Source organism: Stenotrophomonas maltophilia group sp. Smal17 (assembly GCF_030237045.1).
GTDB classification, from domain to species: Bacteria; Pseudomonadota; Gammaproteobacteria; order Xanthomonadales; family Xanthomonadaceae; genus Stenotrophomonas; species Stenotrophomonas forensis.
Genome location: NZ_JASJSU010000075.1, coordinates 1 through 20,040 on the forward strand (window position 1 = coordinate 1; position 20,040 = coordinate 20,040).

Genomic DNA, 20,040 nt, shown 5'->3' on the forward strand with positions numbered 1-20,040 from the left:
GCCGGCCGCTGGCCGGCAACCCCGTTCACCTGCCGCGCGCACGATCGGCCGCGGCGGCATCGATGGCTTCAGGCAGATCGGTCTCGCGGTCGATCTGCGGGAAGTGGCGGCGCTCCATGCGGCGGATGGCGAAATGCATCCAGGCCAGTGCAGCGGCCACCAGCACGAACAGCAGCATGAAGCAGCTGCTCCAGATGCCCAGCGCATCGTTCAGCGCACCGAACACGATCGGCAGGATGAAGCCGCCGAGGCCGCCGATCATGCCGACCACGCCACCGACCGCGCCGACGCGATCCGGGTAGTACACCGGGATGTGCTTGTAGACCGCGGCCTTGCCCAGCGACATGAAGAAGCCCAGCACGAACACCAGCACGGTGAACAGCACCACGCCGATGGCCAGGTGGAAGTGGATCGGGCCGTGAATGCCCTTCACCACGTACTCGGTGTCCGGGTAGGCCAGCAGGAAGGTGCAGATGGCCGAGACACCGAAGGTCCAGTACATCACCCGGCGCGCGCCCATCCTGTCCGACATCCAGCCACCGACCACGCGGAACAGGCTGGCCGGGATCGAATAGCACGCCGCCAGCATGCCGGCGGTGCCCACGTCCATGCCATAGGCCCCCACCAGGTAGTGCGGCAGCCACAACGCCAGCGCCACGAAGCCGCCGAACACGAAGAAGTAGTACAGCGAGAACCGCCACACCTGCAGGTTCTTCAGCGGTGCCATCTGCTCGGCGAACGGCACCGGCTTCACGCCTTCGCGGCGGCGCTGTTCCAGCGACGGGTCTTCCTTGCTGAAGAGGAAGAACAACACGGCGGTGACGGCCAGCGCCACTGCCCAGACCTTGGCCACCATGGTCCAGCCGGCGGCCACCATCACCAGCGGCGCCAGCAGCTTGGTCACCGCCGAACCGATGTTGCCGGCACCGAAGATGCCCAGCGCGGTGCCCTGCTTGCTGGCCGGGAAGAACTTCGACACGTAGGCCACGCCGACCGAGAAGTTGCCACCGGCGATGCCCACGCACAGCGCAGCGAACAGGAACTGGGTGTAGGTCTGCGCATAGGTCAGCATCCAGGTGGCCACGGCGCCACACAGCATCACCAGCACCATCACCTTGCGGCCACCGAACTGGTCGGACCAGATGCCAAGGAACACGCGGCTGACCGAACCGGTGAGCACCGGGGTGGCGATCAGCAGGCCGAACTCGGTGTCGTTCAGTCCGAGCTGCTGGCTGATCTGGATGCCGATGATCGAGAAGATCATCCACACGGCGAAACACACGGTAAAAGCGAAAGTGCTCAGCCACAGCGCACGCTGCTGCTGCCCGGCACTGGCGGGGGCAAGAGCCTGGTTCATGGAGTCTCCTCGTTCACGATGGGTCAGCCGATATCCGCTTCAGCTTCGATCTCTTCCAGCCCGCGCACCGGATAGCGTTCCTGCAGCTGCAGCAGGTAGGCCTGCACTTCGCGCTGGCGCACCTGCAGTTCCAGGTACTCACGCAGCTGCGGCAGCACCACCTCGAACGGCTGCGGCTGGCCTTCTTCACGGGCGTCGATGCAGACCAAGTGGTAGCCCCAGCGCGATTCCACCGGGAAGCCGGCCAGGCCTTCGCGCAAGCGGAACACCTGGCGATCGAACTCCGGCGTGGTCTGGCCCCGCTGCAACCAGCCAAGGTCACCGCCCTCGCTGCTGGAGGGGCAACGCGAATGGCGCAGGGCGAAATCGGCGAACAAGTGCGGCGATTCCTTCAGCAGCCCCACCAGCCGCTCGCCCTCGGTGCGTGCGGCAAACCGCCCGGCCACGTCGTCGGCCGGTGCGGCCAGCAGGATATGGCGCAGGCGCACGCGATCAGGCGAGCGGAAGCGCTCCGGGTTCTGCTCGAAGTAACGGCGGCAGTCCTCGTCGGTTGGCACACGGTCCTCGATCGCATCTTCCAGCAGTTGCTGGATCAGCACTTCTTCATCGCTGACCCGGCCACCCTCGGGCGCCTGCAGCCCCAGCCGCTGCGCCTCAAGCCTCAACAACTCGCGCACCACCAGTGCACGCGCCGCCTCGGCGCGTGACTGTTCCGGGCGCATCGCCCGATGGTGCTGCATCTCGCGGGCGATCTCGGCCTCGCTGATGGCAATGTCGTCCACGAACAGCCGGCACGGTGCCGGCTGCCCGAGCGAACGCGGCCCCTGCTCCGCCGCATCGTGGTGGTGCGAATGCGCCTCGGCAGGTACCGGTGCGGCGGAGTCGATCACGGTGATCGGCAGGAATCTCGGCAGGCTGCCCATGGCTTACTCCCGCGGCCCGTAGCGCAGCGTGGCCTGGCGCCGGCGCACCACCTGGTAGGGCCGCCACAGGTAGCTGATCGGGATGCTCCACACGTGCACCAGGCGGGTGAACGGCGCGATCAGGAACAGGGTCAGGCCCAGGAAGATGTGCATCTTGTAGACCCAGCTGACGCCTTCAATGTAGTCGGCGGCACCGGCACGGAAGGTCACGATGTGCTGGGCCCATTCGGCCAGCTGCACCATCACCCCGCCGTCCAGGTGGCCGGCCGAAATGCGGATGCTGTACAGGCCCAGGCACAGCTGGGCGAACAGCAGCACCAGCACCAGGGTGTCGCCGAAACTGCCGGTGGCACGCACGCGCGCATTGAACAGGCGGCGTACCAGCAGGATGCTGATGCCGATGAAGCACAGCGCGCCGAACACACCACCCACCACCATCGCCAGCATCTGCTTCTGCGAGGAGGTGATGAAGTGCTCGTACACCGCATGCGGGGTCAGCAGGCCGACCAGATGCCCACCAAGGATGGCCAGAATGCCGATGTGGAAGCAGTTGCTGCCGATCCGCATGCCCTTGTCCGACAGCATCTGGCTGGAGCCGGTGCGCCAGGTGTACATGGCCTTGTCATAACGGGCCCAGCTGCCGATCAGCAGCACCGCCACGGCGATGTACGGGTAGTACTGGAAGGCGAATTGATGCAGGGAGTAACTCATGGCTGGACCTCTCGATGCGAAGGACGGGCCGGCGAACGCACGGGCGGCTTGCAGTCTTCGGCAGGGGCTTCGGCGCCGAAGCGCACCGCCTCTTCCTCCCACAAGCGGTCCATGGCCTCGGCGGTATCGTCGCGGACTTCTTCACTGGCACGCTGGCGCAGCGCCTGCAGATCGGCCTTGCCGTCGCCGGCTTCGACCAGGATCTCGAACAGCACCCGATGCGGCAGCTCGCGCTCGGCGGCACGTGCAGCCAGCATCCCGGCGATGTGGCCGATGTGGTGCAGCCACTCACGGGCCTCGCTGCCGGGCCGATGGGCCAGGAACTCGAGCAGCAGCGGCAGGTAGTCCGGCAGCTCGCGTGCGTCCAGCTCGAAGCCGTTGCGGCGGTACGTCTCGACCAGATCGACCATGGCCTGGCCGCGATCACGCGATTCGCCATGGATGTGTTCGAACAGCAGCAGGCTCATCGAACGACCACGGTCGAAACTGGCCAGCCACGCGGCCTGCGCATCCAGCGCATCGGTGCCCAGCAGCTGCTGCACGAAGCTGCGCAGCTGCTGGCGGCGGGCGGCGTTCAGCGCCGGGTCGTCGCAGGCGGCGAGTAGTTCCTCGCCGTGCTGCCACAATTCCTCACGGGGGTAGTCCAGCAGCACCCCGACCAGCTTGAGCACGCTCATCACACCACCTCCTTGCGACGGTGGTTGGGCCCCTTGTCCACCACGAACGTGCTGGTGCTGCGCTGGCCGAACAGGTCGGCCGGGCTGTCACCGTTGCAGCCGTTGCCGAAGGTGAAGCCACAGCCGCCGCGTTCGCCGAAGGCATCGTTGGCATATTCGCGGTGGCCGGTCGGAATCACGAAACGGTCCTCGTAGTTGGCGATGGCCAGGTAGCGGTACATCTCTTCCACCTGGGCAATGCTCAACCCGGTCTGCTCCAGCACCGCGGTGTCTTCCACGCCGTCCACGTTCTTGGCCCGGCGCCAGGCACGCATCGCCATCAGCCGCTGCAGCGCGCGCACAACCGGTGCCTCGTCACCGGCTGTCAGCAGGTTGGCCAGGTAGCGCATCGGGATGCGCAGCGAGGCCACGTCCGGCAGTTCGCCGCTCATGCCCACCCGGCCACGCTCGGCCGCCGACTGGATCGGCGACAGCGGCGGCACGTACCAGACCATCGGCAGCGTGCGGTATTCCGGGTGCAGCGGCAGCGCCAGCTTCCAGTCGATGGCCAGCTTGTACACCGGCGACTGCTTGGCCGCGTCCAGCCAGCTGTCCGGAATGCCTTCCTTGCGCGCGGCAGCGATCACCGCCGGGTCGTTCGGGTCCAGGAAGATGTCCAGGTGCGCCTGGTACAGGTCCTTCTCGGCGGCCACCGAGGCGGCCTCGGCAATGCGGTCGGCGTCGTACAGCATCACGCCCAGGTAGCGGATGCGGCCCACGCAGGTCTCCGAGCACACGGTCGGCTCGCCCATCTCGATGCGCGGGTAGCAGAAGATGCACTTCTCCGACTTGCCGCTCTTCCAGTTGTAATAGATCTTCTTGTACGGGCAGGCCGACACGCACATGCGCCAGCCACGGCACTTGTCCTGGTCGATCAGCACGATGCCGTCTTCCTCGCGCTTGTAGATCGCGCCCGACGGGCACGCCGATACGCACGCCGGGTTCAGGCAGTGCTCGCACAGGCGTGGCAGGTACATCATGAAGGTCTTCTCGAAGGCGCCGTAGATCTCCTTCTGCACCTGGTCAAAGTTGTAGTCACGCGAGCGCTTGCTGAACTCCGAACCGAGGATTTCCTCCCAGTTCGGGCCCCACTCGATCTTCTGCATGCGCTCGCCGCTGATCAGCGAGCGTGGCCGCGCGGTGGGCTGGTGCTGGCTGTCCTTGGCGGTGTGCAGGTTCTGGTAGTCGAAGTCGAACGGCTCGTAGTAGTCGTCGATCTGCGGCAGGTCCGGGTTGGCGAAAATCTTGGCCAGCATCCGCCAGCGGCCACCGGCACGCGGCACCAGCTTGCCGGCGCGGGTGCGCACCCAGCCGCCGTTCCACTTGTCCTGGTTCTCCCACTCCTTCGGGTAGCCGATGCCCGGCTTGGTTTCCACGTTGTTGAACCAGGCGTACTCGACGCCCTCGCGCGAGGTCCAGACGTTCTTGCAGGTGATCGAGCAGGTATGGCAGCCGATGCACTTGTCCAGGTTCAGCACCATCGCGATCTGTGCACGGACCTTCATCACACCACCTCCTTCGCAGCCGCAGGAACAGCCTCACCATCCAGCCAGTCGACCTTGTCCATCTTGCGTACGATCACGAACTCGTCGCGGTTGGTACCGCAGGTGCCGTAGTAGTTGAAGCCATAGGCCAGCTGCGCGTAGCCACCAATCATGTGGGTCGGCTTGAGCACGATGCGGGTCACCGAGTTGTGGATGCCGCCGCGGGTACCGGAAATCTCCGAACCCGGCACATTGATGATGCGTTCCTGGGCGTGGTACATCATCGCCATGCCCGGCATCACGCGCTGGCTGACCACCGCACGCGCGGCGATCGCACCGTTGACGTTGAACAGCTCGATCCAGTCGTTGTCGACGATGCCAGCGTTGCGCGCGTCATCCTCGCTCAACCACACGATCGGGCCACCGCGCGACAGCGTCTGCATGATCAGGTTGTCGCTGTAGGTGCTGTGGATGCCCCACTTCTGGTGCGGGGTGATCCAGTTCAGCACGATCTCCCTGTTGCCGTTCGGGCGCTGGTTCAGCAGCGGCTCCACCGTGCGCGTGTTGACCGGCGGCCGGTAGCCCATGAAGGCTTCGCCGAAGTCGATCATCCACTCGTGGTCCTGGTAGAACTGCTGGCGACCGGTCACCGTGCGCCACGGAATCAGCTCGTGCACGTTGGTATAGCCGGCGTTGTAGCTGACGTTGTCGTCTTCCAGCCCCGACCAGATCGGCGAAGAGATGATCTTGCGCGGCTGCGCCTGGATGTCACGGAAGCGGATCGCCTCGTGCTCCTTGCCCACCGCCAGGTGGGTATGCTCACGGCCGGTGAAGGTACCCAGCGACTCCCAGGCCTTCACTGCCACGTGGCCATTGGTTTCCGGCGCCAGGTGCAGGATCACTTCGGCCGCGTCGATCGCGGTCGAGATGGCCGGGCGGCCGTGGCTGACGCCCTCGTCGTGCACGGTGTGGTTGAGCTTGCCGAGGAATTCGACCTCGTGCCTGGTGTCCCAGCTCATGCCCTTGCCGCCGTTGCCCAGCTTGTCCAGCAGCGGGCCCAGCGAGGTGAACTTGCGGTACAGGTTCGGGTAGTCGCGCTCCACCACCGTCATCGACGGCATGGTCTGGCCCGGGATGGCCTCGCACTCGCCCTTCTTCCAGTCGGCCACGCCGAACGGCATGCCCAGTTCGTTGGGCGTGTCATGCAGGGTCGGCACCAGCACCAGGTCCTTTTCCACGCCCAGCACACCCGGCGCCATCTCGCTCACGGTGCGGGCGACCTCCTTGAAGATCTCCCAGTCACTGCGCGATTCCCACGCCGGATCCACCGCCTTGGACAGCGGATGGATGAACGGGTGCATGTCCGAGGTATTGAGATCGTCCTTCTCGTACCAGGTTGCGGTCGGCAGCACGATGTCCGAGTACAGCGCGGTGGTGCACATGCGGAAGTCGAGCGTGACCAGCAGGTCCAGCTTGCCTTCCGGTGCCTCGTCACGCCACTTCACCTCCTCCGGCTTGATCGCGCCCATCTCGCCCAGGTCCTTGCCCTGCAGGCCATGGCGCGTGCCGAGCAGATGCCGCAGCATGTACTCGTGGCCCTTGCCCGACGAACCGAGCAGGTTCGAGCGCCAGATGAACATCATGCGCGGGTGGTTCTGCTGCGCATCCGGGTCGGCGAAGGCGAAGTCCAGCGAACCGTCCTTGAACTTGCCCAGCGCGTAGTCGGCCGGGGCAATGCCGGCCGCTTCAGCCTCCCGCACCAGCTGCAGCGGATTGCGGTCCAGCTGTGGCGTGCTCGGCAACCAGCCCATGCGCACGGCGCGCAGGTTGAGGTCGGCCAGGCTGCCGCTGTACTTGCGGGCATCGGCCAACGGCGAGAGCAGCTCGTCCACCTGCAGCTTCTCGTAGCGCCACTGCCCGGTGTTGAAGTAGAAGAACGAGGTGCCGTTCATGTGCCGCGGCGGGCGGCTCCAATCCAGGCCGAACGCCAGCGGCTGCCAGCCGGTCTGCGGGCGCAGCTTTTCCTGGCCCACGTAATGCGCCCAGCCGCCACCGGTCTGGCCCACGCAACCGCACATGATCAGCATGTTGATCAGGCCGCGGTAGTTCATGTCGTTGTGGAACCAGTGGTTCATGCCCGCGCCGACGATGATCATCGAGCGGCCATGGGTCTTGTCGGCGGTACGCGCGAATTCGCGGGCGATCTCGATCACTTCCGCACGCGACACGCCGGTGATGCGTTCCTGCCAGGCCGGGGTGCCCGGCACCTTGTCGTCGAAACTGCGCGCCACGTTGCCGCCGCCGAAGCCACGGTCCACGCCGTACTGGGCCAGCAGCAGGTCGTAGACCGTGGCCACCAGGGTCTGGCCGCCGTCGGCCAGGGCCAGGCGACGCACCGGGATGTTGCGGTCAAGCACGTCATCGGCCGGTGCTGCGGTCCAGCCGTCGGTCTCGATGCCACCGAAGTACGGGAAGCTCACCGCCTCGATGCCGTCGTGGGTTTCAGACAGGCTCAGCTGCAGGCGCGTATCGGCGCCGTTGCTGGCCTTCTCTTCAATGTTCCAGCGGCCCTTCTCGCCCCAGCGGAAGCCGATCGAGCCGTTCGGCACCACGATCTGGCCACTGGTTTCGTCATAGGCCAGGGTCTTCCAGTCGGGGTTGTTGGCTTCGCCGAGCCCGCCCAGTTCACTGGCGCGCAGGAAGCGGCCCGGGACCAGCCGGCCATCGTCGCGACGTTCCAGGCGCACCAGCATCGGCATGTCCGAGTACTGGCGGCAGTAGTCCTGGAAGTACTGCGAAGGCGAATCGACATGGAACTCGCGCAGGATCACGTGGCCGAAGGCGAAGGCCAGTGCCGCGTCGGTGCCCTGCTTGGGGTGCAGCCAGTGGTCGGTCAGCTTGGCCAGCTCGGAATAGTCCGGGCAGATCGCCACCGTCTTGGTGCCGTTGTAGCGCGCCTCGGTGAAGAAATGCGCGTCGGGCGTGCGCGTCTGCGGCACGTTCGAGCCCCAGGCGATGATGTAGCGGCTGTTGTACCAGTCCGCCGATTCGGGCACGTCGGTCTGCTCGCCCCAGATCTGCGGCGAGGCCGGCGGCAGATCGCAGTACCAGTCGTAGAAGGACAGGCAGGCGCCGCCCAGCAACGACAGATAGCGTGCGCCGGCCGCGTAGGACACCATCGACATCGCCGGAATCGGCGAGAAGCCGACCACGCGGTCCGGGCCGTACTGCTTCACCGTGTACAGGTTGGAGGCCGCAATGATCTCGTTGGCCTCTTCCCACTGCAGCCGTACGAAGCCACCCATGCCGCGGCGGCTCTTGTACGAACGCGCCTTTTCCTTGTCCTCGACAATGCTGGCCCAGGCATCAACCGGGGCCTTGCTCTTGCGCGCCTCGCGCCACAGGCGCAGCAGCGTGCCGCGGATCAGCGGGTACTTCAGCCGGTTGGCGCTGTACAGGTACCAGGAATAGCTGGCGCCACGCGGGCAGCCACGCGGTTCATGGTTGGGCAGGTCCGGGCGGGTGCGCGGGTAGTCGGTCTGCTGGGTTTCCCAGGTGACCAGGCCGTTCTTGACGTAGATCTTCCAGCTGCACGAGCCGGTGCAGTTGACGCCGTGGGTGGAGCGCACGACCTTGTCGTACTGCCAGCGGGCGCGGTAACTGTTTTCCCAGTCGCGGCCCTCGCTCTTGGCAAATCCATGGCCATCGGCAAAAGACTGGGGGTCACGCTTGAAGAACTGCAAGCGATCAAGGAAATAACTCATCGGGGGTCTCCCTTTGCGGACATCTGCAACGTGGCTGTGGTGTTCATTGGCTGCGGTGCGTTTTCAAGTTGTCAGCAGGGTGTCTCGGCACCGCGCCGGTAGTACCACCACCAGGTCACGGCCAGGCAGGTGATGTAGAAAACAACGAATCCGTACAGCGCCATGTCGGGGCTGCCGGTCAAGGTGATGGACGAGCCGTAGCTCTTGGGGATGAAGAAGCCGCCATAGGCGCCGATCGCACCGGAGAAGCCGACCACCGCGGCCGACTCGATGCTGGCCTGGTGCGCGGCCGCCGCCTTGCCTTCGGCGCTGTCGTTGGCCGACCAGCGCTCGTGCAGGGTGCGGAAGATCACCGGGATCATGCGGAAGGTGGTGCCGTTGCCGATGCCACTGAGCACGAACAGCGCCATGAAGCTGAGCAGGAAGCCATGGAAGTTGCCGCCCTGGCCGTGGCTGGGCAGGAAGTGCAGCACCCCGAAGACGGCGGCGATCATCAGCGCGAACACCCAGAAGGTCAGGCGCGCGCCGCCCCAGCGGTCGGCCAGGCTGCCGCCCACCGAGCGCATCAACGCGCCCAGCAGCGGGCCGATGAAGGCGTAGGCCAGCGGATTCACATCCGGGAACTGGCTCTTCACCAGCATCGGGAAGCCGGCCGAGAAGCCGATGTAGGAACCGAAGGTGCCGATGTACAGCCAGCACATCAGCCAGTTGTGCTTGCGGCGGAAGATCACCGCCTGCTCGGAGAACGACGAGCGCGCACTGGTCAGGTCATTCATTCCGAACCAGGCCGCAACCGCACAGATCGCGATCGCCGGCACCCAGATGAAACCTGCGTTCTGCACGAACAGCGACGCCCCGCCCTCCACCGTGGGCTGCGGCGCACCACCCAGCGCACCGAACACGCCCACGGTGATCACCAGCGGAATCACCGCCTGCGCCACCGACACACCCACATTGCCCAGGCCGGCATTCAAGCCCAGCGCCAGGCCCTGCTTCTGCTTGGGGTAGAAGAAGGAGATGTTGGACATCGACGACGAGAAGTTCGCACCGCCAAATCCGCACAGGATGGCGATGACCACGAACACCCAGTACGGCGTGGCCGGGTCCTGCACCGCAAAGCCCAGCCAGATCGTCGGCGCCAGCAGCGAGGCGGTGGACAGCGCCGTCCAGCGGCGGCCACCGAAGATCGGAATCACGAACGAATAGAAGATGCGCAGGGTCGCGCCGGACAGGCTGGGCAGTGCCACCAGCCAGAACAGCTGGTCGGTACTGAAATTGAAGCCGATCTTCGGCAGGCTGATCGACACCGCCGAGAACAGCACCCAGACCGAGAAGGCCAGCAGCAGCGAGGGAATCGAGATGACCAGGTTGCGGGTAGCGACCCGCTTGCCGGTGCGCTCCCAGTAACCGGGATCTTCCGGCGTCCAGTCGCTGATGACGCGACCCGGACGGGAGGTGCTGCGGACAACAGGATCGCTACCGACGGTCATACATGGCTCCAAGGCTGTGGAATGACGTGGGTACTGCGTTTCAAGTTGTAACCCGTCGTCATGCAGCCATTAGGCCGTGCAGCACGGACGACGGGGTTGATCTGGATCAATCAGGAACGGGTTTCCACCCTGCCCCTGACAAATGTCAAACCGATGAAGCCGCGCTGCGGCGGGTCACCCCGCGCTGGCGCACGCTGTCGCGCACATCGACATCGAACTGGAGTTGAAGCTGGCTGCCATCTTCCAGGGCGATGTCGAATGGCAGGCCATCCCGGCACGGCAGGCGTGCCGCCAGTGCTTCGACCGCAATGCGCGGCAGCACCAGGCGGCAGAAGGTGCCGCCGTCCAGCAGCACGGGCTGCTCACCGGCATGCAGCGAGACCGCCATGCCCCAGCCTTCGATGCCGCCAAAGCGGGTCATGTTCTCGACCGATTCACCGGCCAGCAGGCGCGCAAGCTCGGCCTCGTCCAGGCGAAGCCGTACCGACTGGTCCTGCAACTGCACTTTCATGACGCAACATCCTCCCATTGTTCGGGGGTATTGCAGTTGACCAGTCCGGCCTCGTCAACCGGGGCCAGGGCGACGGTGTTCACGCCCAAGCCGCGCTGCAGCGCCTGCAGCGAGCGCGGGCCGTCGGGGTCATCCAGCATCGATGCCAGCGCGGCCCGGCAAGCATCGTCCATATTCAGCAACATGGGCAGGGGGTGGCCCGTAAAGATCGTGCACGGAGCGTGATGGCCGTCACGCAATTGCTGTAACAGGCGCGGGGGCAGCAGCGGCGTATCCACCGGCACCACCCAGGCCGGGCCATCGGGCATGTGCGTGGCCACGCTGTAGAGCCCGCCCAGCGGGCCACAGCGCGCCACCTGGTCGGGGATGCCGCCGAAGGCCGGATAGTCGCCGCTTACCCAGACCCGCTTGGCACCAGCCTGCAACAACAGGCCGCGCATGTGCTCCAGCAGCGTGCGCCCCTGCCACGGCAGCAACGCCTTGTCGCGGCCCATGCGGCTGGACAGGCCGCCGGCCAGCACGATGCCGTCAATGGTGGTGGTGGTCGTGCGCGTGGTCATGGGCATGTGCGGGCTCGCTGTCCGCATGGCAGAGACTGCACCCCTCGCTCCACTCGCTGTCGCCGTCCTCGTAGTGCTCCTGCTTCCAGATCGGGCACTGGTGCTTGACCGCTTCGATCAGCTGCCGGCAGGCACGGAAGGCCTCGTCACGGTGCGGGCTGCCGGCAGCCACCACCACCGCCACGTCGCCGATACCCAGGCGACCCTTGGCATGGGCCACATACAGCTTCAGTTTCGGCCCGAACGCAGCCTCCACGTCCGCGGCCAGGCGCTTGAACTCGTTCAGCACCAGCGGCTCGAACAGGTCATAGGTGATGCCGGTCACCGGCCGGCCGATATTGACGTCGCGCACCTTGCCGATGAACACATCGATGCCGCCGAAACCCGGATCGGATACCGCAGCGATGCCCTCGGCCGGATCGATCGCCGCCTGCACGCGGTCCACCACCTTCGCGATGATCTTCTCGCTCATGGCTCAGCCCCCGCTTACCGGCGGCAGGATCGCCACCCGGCCATCGTCGGGCAGTGCCTCGTGGTCGCGCAGCACGCGTTGCTGATCGGCGAATGCCGAGTAATCCAGCAGGCCCGCGCAGAAACCCGGCCAACGCACCGGCAACAGCTCGCGCAGTGCCTGGCGCAGATCGGCCACAGTGCCACCGGCCACGTCGAGCGCGATTTCGCGGCTGGCATCCAGATCGGAAAAGGCACCGAACAACTGCAGATTCACCTGTTTCATCATCACTCCTGGCTCACCAGCTGCACCGGTTCGTGGTGACCCCAGCCCTGCACGCGCACGTAGGTGCCCGCGTTGGCCAGGTCTCCCTCGGCCTCCAGCACCACCCAGGCGTTGGCCTGCAGCATGGACATCAAACGGAACGACTCCTGCCCGGACAGCACGCGCGCACTCAGGCGCCCCTGCCCGTCCATTTCCACCCGCGCACGCGCGTGGAAGCGCAGGCCTGGCGGCTTGCGCACGTCGGCCTGCAACGGCAGCTGCAACACGGTTTCCGGCGCCAGCCCCAGCAGGCGGCGCAGCACCGGCTCCACGAAGAAGCGCTGGCCGACGGCGGCCGAGACCGGGTTGCCCGGCAGGCCGAAATACAGGGCACCATTGGGCAGCACCGCGAACAGCAGCGGCTTGCCCGGGCGGATCGCCACCTTGTGGAACACGATGTGCGCACCGCGGCCACGCAGCGCATCGGGAACGAAATCGTAGCGGCCGGCCGACACCGCGCCGGTACTGATCAGCAGTTGAGCCCCTGCGGCCAGCGCTTGATCCAGCACCGCGTTGAACGCGGCCACGTCATCGCCCACCGTGCCCTGCCAGACCACCTCGGCGCCGGCCGCCTGCAGGCGACCGACCAGATAGGGCCGGTTGCTGTCACGGATCTGGCCCGATTCCAGCGCCTTCGCGGCCTCGGTCACCAGCTCCTTGCCGGTGGCGATCACAGCGGCCTTCGGTCGTGCCATCACCGCCACCTCACCCACGCCGATGGCGTGCAGCAGGGTGCGGGCGTTGATATCCAGCACCTGCCCGGCCTGCAGCACGCGCTCGCCGTCGCTCACGTCCTGCCCGCGCAGGCGCACGTGCTGGCCCGGCTTGGCCGGCGCCTTGAGGGCAATGCGGGTCGGGCGGCCGTCCTCGCTGGCGAGGATGTCCACGTTCTCGACCGGCACCACGGTGTCCAGTCCGGACGGCATGCGTGCACCGGTCATGATTTCCCAGGCGCCCTCGCCGCCCTCGGCACCGGCATCGCCTGCGGCCTGCCAGCCCTGCACTGTGAATTCGGTACCGCTATCGAACGCAGCACCGTTGGCACGCAGCGCAAAGCCGTCCATCGCAGAATTGTCGAACGGCGGCAGCGACTGCTCACTGATGACGTCACTGGCCAGAGTGCGGCCGCCGGCCTCATGCAGCGGCAGGCGCTCGGCCGGCAGCGGCGTGGCCGCGTCCAGCAGGTGCTGCAGGGCTTCGCTATAGGCAATCATCAGTGGCCACCACCGTCGACCATCGCCAGCGCGTGGCCCAGCACCGGCGCCAGGATGTCCAGGCACTGTGCCGCCGCCTTCGGGCTGCCCGGCAGCGCGAACACCAGCATGCCGCCCAGCTGCACTACTTCGGCACGGCTCAGCCAGGCCATCGGCGTGTGCTGCGCGCTCAGCGCCCGCACCATCTGTGCCAGGCCATGCACCGGCCGCGCGTTCAAGGAACGCAGCGCCTCCGGGGTCAGGTCACGCGGTCCCAAGCCGGTACCGCCGGTGCACAGGCACAGGCGCACGCCCTCGGCGGCCAATGCCTGCAGCCGGCCGGCCAACGGCTCGACGCCATCGGGCAGCACCTCGGCGGCCACAACCTCACCGCCCAGCTTTTTCACACCGGTCACCAGGGTCGGGCCAGAGATATCTTCATAGGTGCCCTCGCTGGCGCGATCGCTCAGCGTGATCACCGCGCAGGCCGCGCCCTCCAGACCCTTCGGTGCACGCGGCTTGAAGCGCGCGCGCTCGGCCTCGTCCATGCCATCGGGATGCAGCCACACACCGCGCTTGCCGCCTTCCTTGAACAGCAGGCGGATGCCTTCTATGCGCAGCGCCGGTTCCACCGGCTTGCTCAGGTCGTACAGGGTCAGCAGCGCCGCGTTGACGCCGGCCAGTGCCTCCATCTCCACGCCGGTGCGCGCCTCGCTGGCGCACTCGCACCACACGCGGATCGCCTGCCGTTCCGGTACCGGCGCGCAGAACACCTGCACCAGCTCCAGCGGCAACGGGTGGCACAGCGGCATCAGCATCGAGGCCATCTTGGCGCCCTGCAGGCCGGCAATCTCGGCCATCACCAGCGCATCGCCCTTGGGCAGGCGGCGCTCGACAATCAGCGGATACGCCACCGGGCCGGCATGCAGTTCGCCCACCGCCACCGCGCGGCGGCGGGTGATGCGCTTGTCGCGGACATCGGCCATATGGAAGGCCGCATTCAATTCCCCACTCATCGTGTTGCTCATCCTCCGATGGAGGCCAGGTGCGGGGTGAGCCCGGTCTGGCCCTGGTGCAGGCCATGCCCGGCCGCTTTCAGGCCAAGCTGGGTGGTGATGCGCGCCAGCAGCGCGTCATGGTCATCGTCGCTCTGCAGCAGCGGGCGCAGCGGCACGCCGAACTCGCCGAACAGGCACAGCCGCAGGTCGCCCTTGGCGGTCACCCGCAGGCGGTTGCAGCCCTTGCAGAAGTCACGCGAATACGGGGCGATGATGCCGATGCTGCCGCGATGGTCGGGGTGCCCGAACTCGCGCGCCGGACCGGCATCGGCGGCCCGCGGGCGCTCGTGCCAGCCAGCGGCCAGCAGCTGCTCGATCACGACGTCGGCACGCAGGTGGTGGCGCTGGAAATAGGCTTCGTTGTCGCCGGTGCGCATCAGTTCGATGAAGCGCACGCTGAAGGGACGGTCGCGCAGGTAGTCCATCCACTGCGGCAGCTCGTCGTCGTTGAGGCCGCGCAGCAGCACCGCATTGAGCTTGATCGCCGGCAGGCCCAGTGCCTGCGCCAGGGCCAGGCCCTGCTCGATCTCCGGCAGGCGGTCGTGCCCGGTAATGGCCTTGAAGCGCTCGCGCTGCAGGCTGTCCATGCTTACGTTCAGCGCGGTCAGCCCCGCCCGGTGCCAGCCCGGCAGGCGCCGCGGCAGCAGCGTGCCGTTGGTGGTGATGGCCACCTTGCGGATACCCGGCACCGCCGCCACGGTGGCGATGATCTCGTCCAGGTCCTTGCGCAGGCTGGGCTCGCCGCCGGTCAGGCGGATCTTGCTCATGCCCAGCGCGGCGAACGCGCGCACCAGCCGCGCGATTTCATCCACCTGCAGGAAGCGCGGGCGGCCATCGGCCTGGTAGCCATCGGGCAGGCAGTAACTGCAACGGAAGTTGCAGGCTTCGGTCAACGACAGGCGCAGGTACGGAAAGCTGCGTCCGAAACCGTCGGTGAGTTGGCTCATGGCTGGTCCACCTTGTTGCTCCACCGTCTTGCCTGTGCCCGGAACGGCCCGGAAACCCTCGTCTGCTGGAACGATTGCCAGAGTACGCGGCCATCAGTTCCATGGGCATGACTTAAATCAATCGTCTTCGGCCCCACACGGCAGGCGTTGTGGCAGCATGCGGCTTTCCGTGCAGCGGGCGTGTGACAACCCTCATGATGATGAACGATTTCCAGCAGCTGCTGCACGCCGCAGGCCAGCAGGCTGAACCGCAACGCTTGCTGTTCGTATTCGTGCGCGCCGAGCTGCCCGAATCGCCCACCGACGACCAGCGCGACCGGCATGACCGCCGCGAGGGCGGCACCCTGTCGCCGGTGCTGTGCGTGGACAAGCTGCCCGCCGAAGTGCCCAGCTTCCAGGCGCTGGCGGCTGAATCGACCACCACCGGCATCGACTGGGACCTGGTGTTCGTGGCCGCGCTGGACGGCCGCGCCGGGTTCGCCCCCAACAGTGATGAGGCCGCGCGCCCGCTGAAACTGATGGTCAATGCCATCCATGACGGTCAGATCGGCCGCTTCGCCGCCTTCGACCGGGGCGGCGAGCCTGTTCAGTTCTATTGACCCACCAGCTGCAGGGTCAGGAAGAAGATCACCAGCACGGTGTTCAGGCCCCAGGCCACGGTCAGCCCGCGCGCGGCCACGCCCAGGTTGGGATTGTGTGCGCTGGGCGCCGCCCGCCAGACCGCAGGGATGATCCAGCCGGTGTAGAGCAGCAGGGCGGCAAACACCCCCAGCAGCAGCGGCGTGCGCCCGTTGGCCAGGGCCCAGAGCGCCACGGCCCACAGAATGTTGCTGGGAATGACGCCCTGCAGCCAGAACACGCTCCAGAGGCGGGAACGGCCCGGGGTGCCGGGCGCCGGGTGCAGGGAAGCGGTGGCGGTCATAAGTCTCCTTCTGGTTAGGAAACGTGCTCGGGCAGCCTGCGCCTGGTGAATGGGAACGTCAAGATGGGGCCGGCAGGCATGGCCCGGCGGCACGGGAGAGCACTACCCTGCACAACGCCGTCCCTCATGCTGGCGTCGCAAAGGCCGCCTGTTTTCGAAACCGGATACACCGGTCAATGCCCTCGCCCATCTCTATCACCCAGGAAGGAACTTCGCGTGTCAACCGCCAGAACGGCCGTCTTCGCCCTCTGCTTCTCCGCCTGCCTGCCGGCCTACGCCGCGCAGAATGCAGCCGCCGACATCAAGGCCATCGAACAGGTCGTCGAATCGTTCCGCACCTCGCTGATCAACAAGGACAAGCCGACCTACATGGGCCTGTTCTTCTCGGACAAGGCGGAAGACATCGGCTGGCAGTACGTTTCAGAGGATGTGCGCCTGCAGGACATCCGCAAGGCCAAGCCCGATGCGATCAAGGCGCGGAAGATTCCCGCCAATAATTTCATCGCGCTGATCGATGGAGTCGTGGCGTCGCCGAAGCCGAGGGAGGAAAAATTCTTCAATACGAAGATCGACACCGATGGCGACGTGGCCTCGGTGTCGTTTGACTACAGCTTCCAGGACGATGGGGCGAAGATTAACTGGGGCAAGGAGATGTGGCAGCTGATCCGCACCGAAGATGGCTGGAAGATCTTCTCGGTGATCTATTCGATCCGCGATTCACGCAGCCCGGCGGAGTGAACCGCCAGCGGCCGCGCCCGGCTATTCCTGCGTAGCTAGGTGGCTCCGCCCTTCGCAGCACTACGCCGGCTGAGCGCAATGCTAACGAGGGTCCGACGCTTTCCCGACGCCCGCCTGCACATCCTGTCGTGAGGTCAATTCATGGCAGGAGCGGCATGCAGCCACCTCACCCCAGGGACAGCGGCAAGTACCCGCATGGCAAGACCGGCCTTCGCCGCATCTTCCACACGCTGATCCATTCACGCGACGGCTTCATCGCCACCTTCCGGGGCGAAGCGGCCTTCCGGCAGCTGTTGCTGCTGCACGCACTTCTGATGGTCGCGGCGTTCGTGCTGGACATCAGCACGATCGAACGGGCCGTGGTGCTGGCCGTCTGCTTCATCAGCCTGCTGGTGGAGCTGCTCAACTCGGCCATCGAAGCAGTGGTCGACCGCATCTCGCTTGACCACCACCCGCTGTCCAAGAACGCCAAGGACATGGGCAGCGCTGCCCAGACCACCGCGCTGCTGATGGTCGGCACGGTGTGGGGCGTGATCCTGCTGGGCTAGGTCACGCCTGACCCGCCGGGCATGACCCGGCGCTGCCCCGCGCTGATGCGTTACTGCGTGGCCAGGGCGAAATCCAGGCCCGCACACACCGCCGCCACCTGGGCGTCGTTGCATTCCTGCGGGTTGGTACGCGGGCTGTCCGGGTAGACCTCGGTGGTGGTGGCAAAGCGCGCATCGGTGAAGCCGGCGCAGGCGCCGATCGAGCGCGACTCGCCCCAGACCACGCCCGGCGACTGCAGCGGCAGGCCCACCAGGTTGCCTTCGGCATCGGCCGGGGCGATGTGGGTGACCGGCGCAACCGCGGCGATCAGCGCCTTCTGGAACTCGGCCTGCGGATCTTCGCTGTTGCCGATCACGTAGAAGCCGTCCGGAATGGTGTCGCGCTCGAACGGCTTGCCGTCGCGGGCGCAGCGGGCCGGATCGAACTCCTGCAGGTCGCTGTCGGTGGTCTCGTGCAGGTCCAGGTGCACCAAAAGGTTCGGCTTGCGCTCGGCCACCCAGCGCATCAGCGCGGCGGCCTCTTCGATCTGGCCACCGTCACGGAAGCTGCGGTTGGGATCGATCGCATCCGGGTTCCAGCGCTGGATGCGCTCGTAGCCCCACGGGCTGACGCACGGCGCCACGATCAGGTTCAGCCGGCCCAGGTAACGCTCGGCCTGCTGTTCCAGGAACTGCAGGGCGCCATGCACGCCGCTGGTCTCGTAGCCATGCACGCCGCCGGTGATCAGCGCGGCCGGCAGTGCCGGGTTCCAGTCATGGTTGACCACGGCGAACAGCGGATAGTGGTCCGGGGCGTAGTCCAGCTGGCCGTACTGGATCACATCGAAGATGCCGTCATCCAGGCGCTCGAGGGCGGCCACCACATCGTCGTGGTAGCTGCGCTGGCGCTGCTGGCGGGCCCGCCACTGTGCGCGTTCCGCATCGCCCCAGGGCTGTCCGGGGGTGCCGATCGGATAGAACTGCGCAACAGTCATGGGGTACTCCAAGGGTCGAACGGGTGGGTGCAGCCGGTCATTCTAAGCCTTGTCGCGCCTGCGGGTCCTGCCTTGCCGCCGCGCCTTCATCCAGCCGGGATCATCTGGTTGTAAAATCAGCGGTTTTTGGCCCCCAACCCCTTGATGGCGAACGCAGCGCAGCCGGTCCTGGGTGGACCGGACTTCCTCCGACTGCTCGCCCGTCTCAGCGACGGCGCGATGCCGGCCAGCAGTCCCGCCCTGACCGATCGCCTCGGCCAGTGGGTGGACTGGAGCCGTGCCGTGGCCCTGTCCGGGGCGCTCGGCGGACGCCTGCCCGAGCCGGGTGAGGCCGCCGAAGCGGCCGAGGACGTACTGGCCGACTGCGCCCACGCGCACGCCAGCCTGCTGGCCTCGATCCGCGAGGATGCCGAGGCCGAGCGCCTGCTCGACCTGGCCGAAGCCGCCACCGCACCCAACTTCGCCTCGCTGCGCCAGCGCTACCGGGTGCTGCAGCAGGCCATCCAGACCGCCACCGGGCGCCTGCGCGGCCGCCTGCGCGACCAGCTGGTACAGGTTTCTCCCGAGCTGGCACGGCTGGCAGAGGTCGATGCGGTGATGGAACAGACCCTCACCCCGCGCGAGCACAGCCTGCTGGCCACTGCGCCGGCGGTGCTCGGCGCCCGCTTTGAACGCGTGCACGGCCAGCCGGGCTGGCGCGCGGCCTTCCGCCATGACATGCGCACCCTGCTGCTCGCCGAGCTGCAGCTGCGCTTCCACCCGATCGAAGGGCTGCAAGACGCCCTGCGCTCCCACTGACCGGAACACCATGTCCAGAACTGCTTTCCATGTCGTTGTTTTCCTTGTCGGCCTGCTGGCCGTGTGCTGGATCGGCATTGGCTACGTTTCGGTGCATCCGTTGGGGGCAGCGGTGGCCGCGATCATCGCCGCCTGCTACATCGCCGGTGGCGTGGAGCTGTACCGCTACCGCCAGGCCAGCAACGGCCTGCGCACTGCGCTGAGCGACCTGTCCAGCGCGAAGGAAAGCCTGGCCCCCTGGCTGGAGCGCGTGCCGGTGGGCCTGCGCAACGCCGTGCGCCTGCGCGTGGAAGGCGAGCGCACCGCCCTGCCTGCGCCGGTACTCACTCCTTACCTGGTCGGCCTGCTGGTGCTGCTGGGCATGCTCGGCACCCTGCTGGGCATGATGGATACCCTGCGCGGCACCGGCCTGGCCCTGCAGAGCGCGACCGACATGGCTGCCATCCGCGGCTCGCTGGCCTCGCCGGTGCAGGGCCTTGCAGTGGCGTTCGGCACCTCGATCGCCGGTGTTGCCAGCTCGGCGATGCTGGGCCTGCTGGCTGCCCTGCTGCGTCGTGACCGCCTGCAGGCC

At 66.8% G+C, this 20,040-nt stretch carries 20 protein-coding genes and 1 pseudogene; 5 read left to right on the forward strand and 16 right to left on the reverse strand.

The genetic code is table 11. The annotated features are described in order from the left end of the window. Positions 1-25: 25 nt before the first annotated feature. From QRO93_RS16500 to moaA, 14 genes are all read right to left on the reverse strand, one after another. A complete protein-coding gene (locus QRO93_RS16500; protein WP_053509926.1) occupies positions 26-1,357 on the reverse strand; it encodes a nitrate/nitrite transporter in 1,332 nt (443 codons plus the stop codon). 23 nt (positions 1,358-1,380) lie between these two features. Then, positions 1,381-2,280, reverse strand: a complete 900-nt coding sequence (locus tag QRO93_RS16505) for a peptidylprolyl isomerase (protein WP_180880578.1) — start codon at positions 2,278-2,280, stop codon at positions 1,381-1,383. Positions 2,281-2,283: 3 nt separating this feature from the next. Beyond that, positions 2,284-2,991 (reverse strand): respiratory nitrate reductase subunit gamma, encoded by a 708-nt coding sequence (gene narI / locus QRO93_RS16510; RefSeq protein WP_006449390.1) that lies wholly within the window; start codon positions 2,989-2,991, stop codon positions 2,284-2,286. After that, entirely contained in the window at positions 2,988-3,668 is a 681-nt protein-coding gene (gene narJ / locus QRO93_RS16515; protein WP_040007589.1) for a nitrate reductase molybdenum cofactor assembly chaperone, read from the reverse strand. Before narJ ends, narI begins: the two co-directional genes overlap by 4 nt. Further along, on the reverse strand, positions 3,668-5,212 hold the full coding sequence (narH, locus tag QRO93_RS16520; protein ID WP_053449941.1) for a nitrate reductase subunit beta: 1,545 nt from the start codon (positions 5,210-5,212) through the stop codon (positions 3,668-3,670). The genes narJ and narH overlap by 1 nt, the downstream gene beginning before the upstream one ends. After that, on the reverse strand, positions 5,212-8,955 hold the full coding sequence (locus tag QRO93_RS16525) for a nitrate reductase subunit alpha (RefSeq protein WP_180880580.1): 3,744 nt from the start codon (positions 8,953-8,955) through the stop codon (positions 5,212-5,214). The genes narH and QRO93_RS16525 overlap by 1 nt, the downstream gene beginning before the upstream one ends. A 71-nt stretch (positions 8,956-9,026) precedes the next feature. Then, positions 9,027-10,445, reverse strand: a complete 1,419-nt coding sequence (locus tag QRO93_RS16530) for a NarK family nitrate/nitrite MFS transporter (protein WP_008267010.1) — start codon at positions 10,443-10,445, stop codon at positions 9,027-9,029. 145 nt (positions 10,446-10,590) lie between these two features. Further along, complete coding sequence (locus QRO93_RS16535) at positions 10,591-10,956, reverse strand: hypothetical protein (protein WP_164241178.1); 366 nt, start codon at positions 10,954-10,956, stop codon at positions 10,591-10,593. Continuing rightward, entirely contained in the window at positions 10,953-11,516 is a 564-nt protein-coding gene (locus QRO93_RS16540) for a molybdenum cofactor guanylyltransferase (protein WP_180880582.1), read from the reverse strand. The genes QRO93_RS16535 and QRO93_RS16540 overlap by 4 nt, the downstream gene beginning before the upstream one ends. After that, the gene (locus tag QRO93_RS16545) at positions 11,485-11,988 is read right to left on the reverse strand and encodes a molybdenum cofactor biosynthesis protein MoaE (protein WP_180880584.1); all 504 of its coding nucleotides are present in this window, start codon (positions 11,986-11,988) and stop codon (positions 11,485-11,487) included. The genes QRO93_RS16540 and QRO93_RS16545 overlap by 32 nt, the downstream gene beginning before the upstream one ends. 3 nt (positions 11,989-11,991) lie before the next feature. Continuing rightward, positions 11,992-12,252, reverse strand: coding sequence for a MoaD/ThiS family protein (locus tag QRO93_RS16550; RefSeq protein WP_180880586.1), 261 nt, complete (start codon positions 12,250-12,252; stop codon positions 11,992-11,994). Between the two features lie 2 nt (positions 12,253-12,254). Next, complete coding sequence (gene glp, locus QRO93_RS16555) at positions 12,255-13,505, reverse strand: gephyrin-like molybdotransferase Glp (protein ID WP_180880588.1); 1,251 nt, start codon at positions 13,503-13,505, stop codon at positions 12,255-12,257. Continuing rightward, positions 13,505-14,500, reverse strand: a complete 996-nt coding sequence (moaCB, locus tag QRO93_RS16560) for a bifunctional molybdenum cofactor biosynthesis protein MoaC/MoaB (protein ID WP_180880590.1) — start codon at positions 14,498-14,500, stop codon at positions 13,505-13,507. The genes glp and moaCB overlap by 1 nt, the downstream gene beginning before the upstream one ends. Before the next feature lie 8 nt (positions 14,501-14,508). Continuing rightward, positions 14,509-15,489: a GTP 3',8-cyclase MoaA gene (moaA, locus tag QRO93_RS16565; protein WP_053449949.1), complete on the reverse strand. Its 981-nt coding sequence runs from the start codon at positions 15,487-15,489 to the stop codon at positions 14,509-14,511. A 194-nt stretch (positions 15,490-15,683) separates the two neighbouring features. Here moaA and QRO93_RS16570 point away from each other — a divergent pair, with 194 nt between their 5' ends. Further along, positions 15,684-16,088, forward strand: a complete 405-nt coding sequence (locus QRO93_RS16570; protein ID WP_053449950.1) for a hypothetical protein — start codon at positions 15,684-15,686, stop codon at positions 16,086-16,088. On the opposite strand, the gene QRO93_RS16575 is transcribed toward QRO93_RS16570, so the two are convergent. Then, on the reverse strand, positions 16,082-16,411 hold the full coding sequence (locus QRO93_RS16575) for a hypothetical protein (RefSeq protein WP_180880592.1): 330 nt from the start codon (positions 16,409-16,411) through the stop codon (positions 16,082-16,084). The two genes, QRO93_RS16570 and QRO93_RS16575, sit on opposite strands and share 7 nt — an antisense overlap. A 216-nt stretch (positions 16,412-16,627) precedes the next feature. Between QRO93_RS16575 and QRO93_RS16580 the strand changes: the two genes are divergently transcribed. Together QRO93_RS16580 and QRO93_RS16585 are read left to right on the forward strand one after the other, a co-directional pair. Continuing rightward, positions 16,628-17,149, forward strand: coding sequence for a nuclear transport factor 2 family protein (locus QRO93_RS16580; protein WP_180880594.1), 522 nt, complete (start codon positions 16,628-16,630; stop codon positions 17,147-17,149). A gap of 155 nt (positions 17,150-17,304) precedes the next feature. Next, entirely contained in the window at positions 17,305-17,697 is a 393-nt protein-coding gene (locus QRO93_RS16585; RefSeq protein WP_008265627.1) for a diacylglycerol kinase, read from the forward strand. A 50-nt stretch (positions 17,698-17,747) separates the two neighbouring features. On the opposite strand, the gene QRO93_RS16590 is transcribed toward QRO93_RS16585, so the two are convergent. Continuing rightward, positions 17,748-18,671: a M14 family metallocarboxypeptidase gene (locus QRO93_RS16590; protein ID WP_180880596.1), complete on the reverse strand. Its 924-nt coding sequence runs from the start codon at positions 18,669-18,671 to the stop codon at positions 17,748-17,750. A gap of 144 nt (positions 18,672-18,815) precedes the next feature. Between QRO93_RS16590 and QRO93_RS16595 the strand changes: the two genes are divergently transcribed. Both QRO93_RS16595 and QRO93_RS16600 read left to right on the forward strand, forming a co-directional pair. Next, positions 18,816-19,469: a DUF3348 family protein gene (locus tag QRO93_RS16595; protein ID WP_180880598.1), complete on the forward strand. Its 654-nt coding sequence runs from the start codon at positions 18,816-18,818 to the stop codon at positions 19,467-19,469. Between the two features lie 10 nt (positions 19,470-19,479). Then, positions 19,480-20,040 (forward strand): annotated as a pseudogene (locus QRO93_RS16600) (DUF802 domain-containing protein); the annotation flags it as partial.